Source organism: Psychrobacter vallis (assembly GCF_904846715.1).
Classification (GTDB): Bacteria; Pseudomonadota; Gammaproteobacteria; order Pseudomonadales; family Moraxellaceae; genus Psychrobacter; species Psychrobacter vallis.
Map to the genome: position 1 here is coordinate 101,294 of NZ_CAJHBU010000001.1, position 12,044 is coordinate 113,337.

Sequence of the window (12,044 nt, forward strand, 5' to 3'; positions counted from 1 at the left end):
ATTACTAAGAAGAAAACCATGACTCAACACAGTGATTTATTGCAAACAAGAAAAAACGCTTTAAACAATACGCTCATTGCAATGCCAACAGCAAGTCCAACCTTTAAAAAGCCATCCTATCTCCATATTGGCATCTTGTTAGGTATGACAACGTTGGCAATGAACGCTCAGGCGGACACAACAAATACTGAGGAGTACCGTGGGTCTGCCGCGGCCGTTGATACGAGTACACCCATTGCTGCATTATCGAAACTGACCAGTCTTGACGATACCACACCCTTAAAAGTCACCGTACCAACGATTCAAACGTTCAAAACTCAATCTGGCGTACCAGTACGCTTTGTACAGACGACCACACTGCCCATTGTCGATATCGACTTGCGCTTTAACGCTGGTAGCGCTCGTGATAGCAGCATACGCACAGAAGGGTTCGGTATTGCCAATATGACCGCCACCATGCTCACACAAGGCGCTAAAGACTTAGATGAAAATGCGTTTACTCGGGCGGTTGAAACTTTAGGTATTAATCTAAATAGCAGTGCCTATAAGGACATGTTTATTGTCTCACTACGTAGCTTATCTGACGATAAGCATCTACTGCCTGCCATCGACTTAATGACGCAAATGCTCAGCGAACCTGCTTTTGATGACGATATTTTAGCACGCAATAAAGCGCGATTATTGGTCGGTTTGCAGCAGCAAAAACAAGATCCCAATAGTCTAGCAAGCATTGCTTTTAATCAAGCTCTGTATGGCGAGCACCCTTATGCCCACCCATCGGCTGGTACTCTTGAAAGTGTACCAAGTATCGACAAACAGCAGCTGATAGATTTTAAAAATCGTTACTTGGTCGCAGCCAATGCTTCAATCGCGATGACCGGCAATCTGACCTTAAACCAAGCAAAAAAACTTGCTGAGAATATCACCAATGAACTACCCACTGGTCAGCCCGCAGTGAATTTACCTGAGCCAAAACCATTGAATCAGGCCCAGCACATTCATATCCCGTTTCCAAGTACGCAGACAACCATCTTAATGGGTCAATTGGGTAGTAAACGCGCTACCAACCCAAAGGATCAGCAGCAGCAAACCAATTTTGCTGTGGGTAATGAGGTCATGGCTGGTGGTAATTTTAATGCTCGATTGATGACTGAGGTCAGGCAAAACCTTGGTTATACCTACGGCATATCAGGTTCTATGAATCCGATGCTAGCGCGTGGCCCCTATCAGATTGGTTTTGCAACACGTAATGACAAGGCGCGCGCTGCCATCGATGCCAGTTTGGGTATTATCAATGACACTTTAGACAAAGGCATTACCAGCACCGAGATGCGTCTGACAACAGACAATCTCAAAAATAGCTTTCCTATGGGTTTTGCGAGCAATACAGGAATTAATGGCTTATTGGGCATGATGAATTTTTATCAACTGCCAGACAACTACTTGACAGATTATATCGATCGTATTGATCAAGTAACACTAGCAGGCGTCAATCAAACCCTACGCAATACACTAAACCCTGAGGATTTTTTGATCGTCACTGTTGGTCAGGACGATCCTTGGAAGGACGAAAAAACTAAAAAATAGTGGTGATGAAATCTCTGTAAAAAGTGACTACAGTTACTATACGAATGATAAGTTCCATAAAAATAAGGGGCAATGCTCAGTAGCATTGCCCCTTATTCACTATAAGTACCATTAACAACAGAGCCAATAAATAAACGAGTCGCCGTTTAGCTAGCGACAGTTACTGCGACGTCATAAACGAGGTTTTTGGGTTTGTAAGTTACGCCTTTATAGGCCAATCGAATCACATGCTTGTCGTAAGATTCTACTTGGTAATTGCCATTAGCGAAGTCATGTAACATCGGTACTATTAGCAAGGCTTCAATTTGACTGTCATTCACGCTAACCGAAATCTGTTGACCCTCTCGCGGATATAAAAAATAATCACAATAATTATCTACCATGACTTCTGCGCTACGTTCAATAACTTGACGGCCTATTTCTTCTTGGATCAATTTTGGACAAATGTCAGAACGCTTGCCTGCCAGCCTAGCATAAGAGTTTATGATATTTTCTTCAATGTCTTTAGCATTTTGCAATCTTTTATCAAATTGGGCCGTAGACTTCTCTTCCATCAGCAAAATTTTTTCAGAAGATGGCTCTGAACTGACCGCACTGATAAATAAAAGAACCACAAAGACGGAAGCGAATAAAGCCACATAAGTGTTGTTTGATCGCAGCAACCCTTTTTTTAATTTATCAGCATTTTCTGAATACCGCTTTTTCATACATCCTACTTATCATAAACGCTATTTTTTACTTTATAAATCAAATGATATAAAGCCGAATCACAGACTTATCATTAAAACATAATTTGGCATTGCCAGAAACTTTTTGATGACTTATGCGTCAAACTGCTACGCTTGAGGAAAATTTGTATCGGTCTGGCTGTGTCTCTTTTATATTTACCTGAGTATATTCTAACTATATTATAAGGACTATGGTTTAATAACGGCAGGAAGAGCTGCTACTGGCATGATTAAAGCCCCATTTGCGATAACCATCCGTATCTAGATGAATGGCACCTGTAGAATATAGTCCCAAACCAAAATTATGAGCCTGTCCCTGATATTGCCAGAATTGACACAGACCGTCTTGCATGGTGTTAAGCCGCCATACATTGTCTTCGTACTCCGGCACCCAAATGTCTATGGCGCTACCATTCATGTGCTTACTGCTATCAGCACCGCCCGCACAATTATTTAAGCCAGGGCTGCGATACACTGAGCGTATCTCACTACTGGTAGGCAAAACGCCTTGATGCTTAAGCTCACTATACAAACGTAAGGTCGGTACTATGTTTGCCCATAACTCTTGCGGTGGTAGCTGATAAGGCTCATAGCCACATTTATCCCAGCTACGAGCAGTGGTCAGTAGTTGAGACAATGGTGGGACATTTTGTGCGCCAATTCTTGATATCAGATAACGCTGATACTCTGCCACTTGCTGAGCACGGTAGCTATTACGGTTTAACCAAGCATTAAAATCTATATTACTAACATCGCTGGCAGCGCTATTATAAGTGTTGCTCGCTGTATTGTATCTATTATTGCTGTAAGTCGTATTATAAACAGGCGTTCGTCGATTGACGTTGACCTTTTTGTTTTCTTCGATAGACAGACTGGCATCAAATGCAAAATCGCGCTGTTTTTGGGCAATCAATCCCTGCATACTATCGCCATTTTTATTATTTGCGCCGCTCAGCATCGTAACGCCTGAACTGTGATTCGAGCCACTTGTAGCAGAAGGACTGATGTAAGCATTGCTACTACTATCAGCGCTACTACCATGACGTATTTGAATACGCCGTTCACTATTATCAGTTATGATAGCGGCATGAATGGGGATACTACTGGCGCACAGGAGTAATGCAATAATAGGCTTGTGTATATGCCTATAGCTAGGGGTTTTTGTATTTATCATTGCAAGAAACTACCACTAAAAACGTTTTATCGATACTATCAAATTTTTGACAAGCAGGCTAAACTATCGCCTCTAATCGCAGGCAGAATATTCGTAATTAACACTTATCCTTATAATTTTTATAATTACGTGACTTTATTACTTATATGTTATTTTGTCTGCGACACTTCATTAGTATCGCTACCGTATCATGGTTTCTAAAATTACGGTTTCTAAAATCATGTTTTTAGACCACAATGTTCTTTTACGCCAATTGTCAGACACCCTTTGCCTATGTCCTCTAATCCGCAATACCGTTTCTCACGTCAGAGCCATCACTTAGGTCAAGGTCATGCACCGACGCTATGGCAACGTGTTCATATAGACCCGTGGTTGACCCTTCTTTTATTAACAGTCTGCTGCATTGGTTTAACCATTTTGTATAGTGCGGCCAGCCAAGACGTCGGTATGGTATTACGCCAAATGGTCAGTTATGGTGTGGCGTTTACTGTTATGTTCACCATGGCACAGATACCGCCCAGCATTTATCGCACTTTTACTCCGGTATTTTATGTAATGGGATTAATTCTACTCGTCTTGGTCGATATCATCGGTGAAGTACGTATGGGTGCTCAGCGCTGGATTAACTTACCAGGATTTGGCAGCGTTCAGCCTTCAGAGTTTATGAAACTTGGCATGCCAATGATGTGTGCTTGGTTCTTATCCAAACGCGATCTACCACCCACCGCTTCCAGCATCGCGATAACCTTGGCATTAATCATTGTCCCTGTCTTGCTGATTGCCAAAGAACCCGATCTTGGTACATCAATCTTGGTCGCAGCCAGTGGCCTTTTCGTGCTTTTTTTAGCCGGCCTCTCTTGGCGATTGATTTCGGCTGCTGCAATTTTGGCCGTGCCTCTTATCGCCATTGCTTGGAATTTTTTATTACACGACTATCAACGTACGCGTGTCTTAACACTGCTCAATCCTGAAGCGGACATACAAGGTGCTGGCTGGAATATTATCCAGTCAAAGACAGCCATTGGCGCAGGCGGTCTCACCGGAAAGGGCTATCTGGAAGGCACACAATCGCATCTGCACTTCCTACCAGAAGGCCATACAGACTTTATTATTGCTGCTTTTTCAGAAGAATTCGGTCTGTTAGGCGTGATGCTATTGATGTTTATTTATTCCTGTTTATTGCTGCGCGCACTATATATTGCTTTTACCCACCCTGATGTTTATAGCAGATTGTTAGCAGGCGCCATCGCCATGTCTTTCTTTGTGTATATATTCGTCAATGTCGGTATGGTTGGTGGCCTTTTACCTGTGGTTGGTGTGCCTTTGCCTTTTATCAGCTATGGTGGTACTGCCATCGTCACTTTGATGGCTGGATTTGGGCTGCTGATGTCCATTCATACTCATAAACCCAACTAATTCAAAATCTAAAAACCTCTTAAATCAACCCCTTAAATTAAACAAACAATGTTTTAAATGTAAATTACTTAAGTCACCGTTTCATATAAATAACTCAGATGTAATAAACAAAAAACGTGGAGCATTCATTATTTCAGACTAAGATATGAAGCGTCTTTGCTAAAATTAAGCCATCTTCAATTGGGACGGAAATATTTTAGTCCTTGTTATTTACAAATAATTGCGTTAACCTCGTTTTACTGTAGTTTGATACATAACCCGTACATAGCTGCTAAAAAACTTTGCATTTAATTATATTTTGGTTATAGCTTAGCCGTATAGTTAGCATCTTGTAGATTTCAGACTTTCAAATACACTACTTAATTAACGGTTTATAACAAATAAATACTTAACAGTCTTTAAAACCTTTATTGATTTAGCAATGTTAGAAAGTCTGTGAACACAATATGCAGGGGCACGCATATTTAATTTTAAATCGTGCACGCTACCAATATCATTTGAGCGTTTCATAAGTACCGCCGGTTATATTACCGTTGTTTACTTATGACAATGTAATGAAAAATTACCATATATTAAAATCTACAAAAGCCTTATTTTGATATCAATCATTATATAGATAACGGATTGATAATTGGGCTTTAGAGTACGAGACACGGTTAGATTGGTCTAATACGGTCACACTCAATCTAACATTATTAGAGTTAGGTTTTAATGTATAAGTTATAGAGGTATCTATGAATAAGCGTTTATCTGGTTTACTTACTATGTCAGCAGTATTATTTGCTGGCTCTGCAGTCGCTACTACTGCGAACGCTGCAGAAGCAAAAACCTCTCTTGCGATGATTTCACAAGATAACGCCTCCCATATTGATCGTGTCCTTGGTGAGCTTAGCCGTCAACATGATGGTGCATCAAGCTTAGTTAAATCAGCACGACAACCGACTTCATTAGCACTTAGCAGCTCGCTGTTAGCCAGTGATACCGCACAAGTTAGCAATGATGAAGATGTATTAGAACGCCTGACAGCTGTCGCCTCTAACTCAGTCAGCAAATTTAAGCAGACTGGTTTGGCTTCTTGGTATGGTCGTCAGTTTCATGGCCGCAAAACAGCCAGTGGCGAAACATTTGACATGAATGGCTTAACTGCTGCACATCGCTCACTGCCCTTGAACTGTTATGTCAAAGTCACTAACAAGACCAATGGTAAGAGCGTTGTGGTAAAAGTTAATGATCGCGGCCCATTCCATGGTAACCGTGTGTTAGATTTATCTTATGGTGCTGCCAAACGCCTAGGTATTACCAGTAAAGGCGTCGGTAACGTTGCCATTGAACGCGTATCTGGTCCTTAGTTTTAAATCAGCTATCGTGCTACCAAATTAAATAAAAAGCGCCTAACTCAACTCAGTAGTTAGGCGCTTTTTTATGGCTCAAGCTTATTCATTTGACAAAAGCATCGAGATTTTATCTCTATAAAAAACGAGAGTCGTAAGCAATTACCGTATTTTATAACTCAAAAGCGCTTTCAATCGCATCATCAAGACGTTCTACAGCAATCACATTGATACCTTTAAACTGCGGGGAGTCTTTGGCGGGCGCATTGGCTTTTGGGATAATGGCATGTTTAAATCCATGCTTCATTGCTTCTTTCAAACGCTCCTGACCATTGGGTACGGGGCGAATCTCGCCAGATAACCCGACTTCACCGAACACCGCCAATGATGATGGTAATGCTTTTTCTTTGATACTTGAGGCACAAGCGAGCAACACCGCCAAATCAGACCCTGTCTCTATGACCTTGACACCACCAACCACATTGACATATACATCCTGCCCACTGGTGTGAATTCCCCCATGCCGATGCATCACTGCCAACAGCATCGATAAACGCTGAAAATCTAACCCTAATGCCATGCGTCTTGGTTGTCCTTGTGAATCATCAACCAACGCTTGCACCTCGACCAGTAATGGCCTCGTACCTTCACGGCTGACCATAACAACAGAGCCAGCAACAGGCTTGTCATAACGGCTTAAGAATATAGCAGATGGATTGGCAACTTCTTTGAGTCCCATATCTGTCATCCCAAAAATACCTAATTCGTTAACCGCTCCAAAACGGTTTTTGACCGCGCGAATCATCCGAAAACGAGAATCAGACTGACCTTCAAAGTACAACACGGTATCAACCATGTGCTCAAGCACGCGAGGTCCTGCCAGCGTGCCTTCTTTGGTTACATGACCCACTAAAAAAAGAGCGGTGCCCGTCTGCTTGGCATAGCGAGTCAAAATCGCGGCCGACTCTCGAATTTGACTGACGCCACCTGGTGCTGAATTAATCGCGTCTGTATAAATGGTCTGAATAGAATCAATAATAGCAATGGCAGGCTGCTCTTGAGTCAACGCAGCACAAATGGTCTCTACATTAGTTTCGGCCAATACTCGAAGCCTATCAGCAGGCAAATCTAAGCGCCTAGCACGCATGGCAACTTGTGCGAGTGACTCTTCACCCGTCACATACAGCGCACTACCTGCCAAGGAATCTGCCCGCGCCATATTGGTCGCTGTCTGCAGTAAAATAGTCGACTTACCAATACCAGGATCGCCCCCTATCAACACCACCGAACCCGCTACCAATCCACCACCAAGGACGCGATCAAATTCACTGATACCTGTCGGCAAGCGCGTGTCTAGCGTTACGCTGACTGCGTTGAGCGGCATCACAGCACTATGAGTGCCTGAATAATTACCAGCTGGCGCATTAGCACCACGAGTAGCGGGTCGACTGGCATTAGGTTTGGCAGTGCTTTTATTGTGATGCGGCATACTGACATTTGGTGCTTCAACTAGGCTGTTCCACTCTCCGCAATCGGTACACTGCCCTGCCCACTTACCAAAATGCGCGCCGCAGTGTTGACAGACATAACTGCTCTTATTTTTTGCCATAACTTACGAGCCTTATTCAGGTGTTCAATCAAGGGGATTTTATAGAATATAGTGACGCCTTTATAAGCGTTAATTTGGGCGTCATTTTTAAGACAGATCACTCTTTAAGGTGACAGACCTTTTTTTATAGAAGGGATAAGAGTAAGGCTATGATCGATACTGGGTAAAATGGATACATGACATCGTGATCTGAAACTGGTACATATCAGAAAAACCAAAATCAAAGAAAGCTCATAATTGCCAGCGTGAGGATTTGATTAAAAGCCTTGTACCAGTAGCCAACGTAGATATAAGCCCGAGACATATTTTGACGTACTGGCTGTACTTAAATATTAAACTTGAAAGTCTTTACCCAAGTAGACAGACTTCACTAATTCATTTTCTAAGACTTCAGAGGCAGTGCCTTCAGCAATAATAGCGCCTTCTGAAACGATATATGCTTTTTCGCAAATGGCCAAAGTATCACGGACGTTATGGTCGGTAATCAACACACCGATGCCACGATTTTTTAGTGTTAAGATAACATCTTTAATATCGCCAACAGAGATCGGGTCAACGCCTGCAAAAGGCTCATCCAATAGTATGAACTTGGGGTCGGCGGCCAACGCACGGGCAATCTCACAACGGCGACGCTCGCCACCTGAGACACTCATACCCAGTGATTTGCGTACGTGCTCTAAATGAAATTCGCCAATCAATTTTTCAAGCTCTTGTTGCTGCTCACTTGCACTCAGTTCTTTACGAGTTTGCAAAATAGCCAAAATATTGTCTTCGATAGACAATTTACGAAAAATAGAGGCTTCTTGCGGCAAATAACCAATACCAGCACGAGCACGCTCATGCATCGCATATTTAGATAAATCCATTTTTCCTAGGGTCACACGTCCTTTATCCATATTGACCAGCCCTACCACCATATAAAAGCTGGTCGTTTTACCGGCACCATTTGGCCCTAACAAGCCAACGACTTGTCCTTGTTCCACAGAAAAAGAGACGTCTTTGACCACCCAGCGCTTGCCATAACGCTTACCTAAATTTTGCATAGATAAGCGTGCGATAGGCGAGGTCTCATTGGTGGTTACTAAGGGGTCTATATTTTTACTATCACTCATAACTGACTCATACTGTTGCAAAATTCAAGCACTGATATATTTATACGAGCCCCTTCATATCAATGTCTTCATATAAAGGGGTTTAGAGACATTCGTATACTGATAAATGAACGGTATCACCGCTTAGCGTATACCAGTTTGGCTGCTACTATTACTGGGCGGAAATACCAGCTCTACTCGCTGATTACCGCCAGCAGTGGCTTCAACATCTCCTGCTTTTAGGCTATAACGAATGACGTTACCCGCAAAACTTGCGCCGTTTTGAACCAGTTTGGCATTGCCCGTCAAAGTAACAATACCAGTCACCGCATTGTAATCAATTTTATTGGCCTGACCTTTTGCTAAGCCTTTTTCTTGCGTGACAACCTGTTGCATGGTTGCTGGGCGTCCAGTTGCGACAGCAGAATTAATACTGCGCTGCTGCGATAAATTGACCGTGATATTATCGGCGGTCATCTTAAACGTACCTTGAGTGATAATGACGCTGCCCGAGTAACTGGTGACGCCTGTACGCTCACTATAAGTGGCTTTGTCAGCCAATAGCTTGATTTCTTGATTGGCATCTGATGGTAACGCATGGCTATAAAGTGGTAACGCCAACAGCAAAACCATCGGCAACGCACGTGATTGGCGCAAGCTGTGTGGTATTAGATTTGAGCGTATCAATGATGAGCGCAAAGCAGGCAAAGATTTATATTTCATAAAAATCACTCGTTGTATAAGGGGTAATAGGATTTGCGCACTTCATGCTAGGGCGTGTCATCATGTATTTTTAGTATAATAGTCAATAAAGGCAATGCTAATCAGAATAATGCTTTATCTTGGCGTTCGGCTGGAGTAAAGGCGACTGCCACTTGGCCAAACTCATACTCACCTGTTTCAAGGTTCGCTTTCATGCTGGAGGCTTCAAAGCGATTCATACCCTGTTCAATCTTAACAGGCTCTTCGCTATATACCTGCCCTGACTTGGTATTGCCTTTGAGCGTACTCCCAGTCACCTTAATGGGTTCAATGTCAGGTGCACCTTTATTGCCTTCACTGACCAATGAAAAACCACCCGACAAACTAAGCTGGCCCGTTTGCTGACTAATAGCGGCACTACCCGCTTCGATACGATAGCGCTGCTCAGCTGACGGCTCCCAATTCATGGTAATACCTGACATCTCGTCTAAATTGGTCTCTGGGTTGTGCGTCAAAGATTCAGCGGTGAGCTCATACTCAGTCTCACCTTTCTCATTCGTCTGTACGGCCTTGATATCTGTCGCTTCATAATCGACATCAGTCGTCTCCATACTAACGGGCGGCGCAACTTCCCCTTGCTGCTGAAAAAACCAGCCAGCAATACCAGCAATAATCAGGGCGAGGACGATTAAAACACGAGTATTCACGACAAATCATCCTGATTTTTGGCTTCATCAAGCGTGTAGTGTGCGATAAAGTCTTGATAGTGACCATGACCTTTTAAAATAAGGTCACATATTTCACGTACGGCACCAGTACCGCCAGCACGCGTGGTAATCATATCACTGCGATTGATGACTTCTGCGTGCGCATTAGGCACTGTTGCAGAAAATCCCACCGTTTGCATCGCTTTGATATCTGGTAAATCATCACCCATATAGGCGCAATCAGCGGCAGTGATACCAAGTGCTGGATCAAGGATAGACAACAGCTCGTTAAAAGCCATTAACTTGTCATCGCGACCTTGTATCACATAATTGACACCCATTTCTGCGGCACGCTTATCAACCATGGCACTACTACGACCAGTTATAATTGCCGTCAAAATACCATAACGCGCTAAAGACTTGACGCCAACGCCATCATGAACTGAGAATGCTTTGGTCTCTGTACCATTGGCATCATAAATAATTTGACCATTTGATAAAATACCATCAACGTCCATTACTAATAGCTTTACTTGTCCAGCTTTTTTGATTAAGTCTTGCATCCGTGGTCTCTTCTTAAAGGCTGTTTTTTTATGCGACTATTTTACACCAGCTTGCAGCAAATCATGTACCGTAATAATAGCTTCTAAATGATTCTCGTCATCAATAATTAATAACTGATTGATGCTATTTTCATTCATGACACTCAGCGCATCTGACGCACGCATGGCCTTACTAACGTGGCGCGGATTGCGAACCATCATGTCGCGCATTGGCGTTTGCAGATCAATGCCTTTTTCTAGATTGCGTCTCAGGTCACCATCTGTAAACACGCCGACGACCTTATCATTATCATCAATCACCACTGTCATACCCAAACGTCCAGCAGACATGGTAAAGAGCGCTTCTTGCAACGGTGCGTTTTGATGAATGATAGGTAACTCATCATAATTAGTATGCATTAAGTCTTCAACTCGCGTCAGCAGCTGGCGACCCAATGCACCTGCTGGATGCGACAAAGCAAAATCTTCTGACGTAAAGTTGCGGGCATGTACCAACGCCACAGCCAAGGCGTCGCCAAGTGCTAACGTCGCTGTGGTACTAGACGTTGGCGCAAGGTTAAGTGGACAAGCCTCTTGCGACTTACCAAGTGTCAATACAATGTCTGCCGCATGGGGTAGCATGCCGCGCTTATCACGGCTAATGCTGATGAGCGGTATATTCAGACGTTTGACAACGGGCAATAACATTTTAATTTCATCTGATTCACCAGAGTTGGAGATTGCCAGCAATACATCGCCTTTTACCAACATACCCAAGTCACCATGCCCTGCTTCACCAGGATGCATAAAAAATGCAGGCGTGCCCGTAGAAGCAAATGTCGCTGCTATTTTACGGCCAATCAATCCTGATTTACCCATACCAGTGACCACGACTCGACCTTGGCAAGCCAAAATAATATCGCAAGCCTGCGCAAACCTATCATCTATCTGCTCTGTCAGTAATGACAACGCTGATATCTCTGTATTAATCGCTTCGATAGCTGTACTTATAAACTGCTCATAGGTCAAATTGATTTGGGTATTACTCATGAATCCACTCTATTTTTATAATGAATCAAGATAGTATTTTACTATACTATGCCTAATATTAATAATAATCCGTCAAAGCTATAGCAAGTAATGTGATTACAGCCGAC

11 protein-coding genes are annotated in these 12,044 nt (G+C 43.0%); 3 read left to right on the forward strand and 8 right to left on the reverse strand.

Going from position 1 to position 12,044, the window contains the following annotated elements:
- Nucleotides 1-18: 18 nt before the first annotated feature.
- Entirely contained in the window at nucleotides 19-1,587 is a 1,569-nt protein-coding gene (locus tag JMY02_RS00440) for a M16 family metallopeptidase (RefSeq protein WP_201594087.1), read from the forward strand.
- A 146-nt stretch (nucleotides 1,588-1,733) separates the two neighbouring features.
- Here the strand turns inward: JMY02_RS00440 and JMY02_RS00445 are convergent, their stop codons facing one another.
- On the reverse strand, nucleotides 1,734-2,294 hold the full coding sequence (locus JMY02_RS00445) for a hypothetical protein (RefSeq protein WP_201594089.1): 561 nt from the start codon (nucleotides 2,292-2,294) through the stop codon (nucleotides 1,734-1,736).
- 217 nt (nucleotides 2,295-2,511) lie between these two features.
- Entirely contained in the window at nucleotides 2,512-3,489 is a 978-nt protein-coding gene (locus JMY02_RS00450) for a D-Ala-D-Ala carboxypeptidase family metallohydrolase (RefSeq protein WP_201594091.1), read from the reverse strand.
- Nucleotides 3,490-3,762: 273 nt separating this feature from the next.
- On the opposite strand from JMY02_RS00450, the gene rodA reads away from it, so the two are divergent.
- Both rodA and JMY02_RS00460 read left to right on the forward strand, forming a co-directional pair.
- A complete protein-coding gene (gene rodA, locus JMY02_RS00455; RefSeq protein WP_201594093.1) occupies nucleotides 3,763-4,905 on the forward strand; it encodes a rod shape-determining protein RodA in 1,143 nt (380 codons plus the stop codon).
- Between the two features lie 734 nt (nucleotides 4,906-5,639).
- A complete protein-coding gene (locus JMY02_RS00460; protein WP_131656047.1) occupies nucleotides 5,640-6,254 on the forward strand; it encodes a septal ring lytic transglycosylase RlpA family protein in 615 nt (204 codons plus the stop codon).
- Between the two features lie 154 nt (nucleotides 6,255-6,408).
- Here JMY02_RS00460 and radA read toward each other — a convergent pair whose 3' ends face one another.
- The 6 genes from radA to JMY02_RS00490 form a co-directional block, all read right to left on the reverse strand.
- Entirely contained in the window at nucleotides 6,409-7,845 is a 1,437-nt protein-coding gene (gene radA / locus JMY02_RS00465; protein WP_201594095.1) for a DNA repair protein RadA, read from the reverse strand.
- A gap of 332 nt (nucleotides 7,846-8,177) precedes the next feature.
- A complete protein-coding gene (gene lptB, locus JMY02_RS00470; RefSeq protein ID WP_406947703.1) occupies nucleotides 8,178-8,888 on the reverse strand; it encodes an LPS export ABC transporter ATP-binding protein in 711 nt (236 codons plus the stop codon).
- A gap of 192 nt (nucleotides 8,889-9,080) precedes the next feature.
- Complete coding sequence (gene lptA, locus JMY02_RS00475; protein ID WP_201594417.1) at nucleotides 9,081-9,569, reverse strand: lipopolysaccharide transport periplasmic protein LptA; 489 nt, start codon at nucleotides 9,567-9,569, stop codon at nucleotides 9,081-9,083.
- A 191-nt stretch (nucleotides 9,570-9,760) separates the two neighbouring features.
- Nucleotides 9,761-10,345 (reverse strand): LPS export ABC transporter periplasmic protein LptC, encoded by a 585-nt coding sequence (gene lptC, locus JMY02_RS00480; protein ID WP_201594099.1) that lies wholly within the window; start codon nucleotides 10,343-10,345, stop codon nucleotides 9,761-9,763.
- A complete protein-coding gene (locus tag JMY02_RS00485; RefSeq protein ID WP_201594101.1) occupies nucleotides 10,342-10,908 on the reverse strand; it encodes a KdsC family phosphatase in 567 nt (188 codons plus the stop codon). The genes lptC and JMY02_RS00485 overlap by 4 nt, the downstream gene beginning before the upstream one ends.
- Nucleotides 10,909-10,944: 36 nt before the next feature.
- Nucleotides 10,945-11,937 (reverse strand): KpsF/GutQ family sugar-phosphate isomerase, encoded by a 993-nt coding sequence (locus JMY02_RS00490; RefSeq protein ID WP_201594103.1) that lies wholly within the window; start codon nucleotides 11,935-11,937, stop codon nucleotides 10,945-10,947.
- Nucleotides 11,938-12,044: the final 107 nt, after the last annotated feature.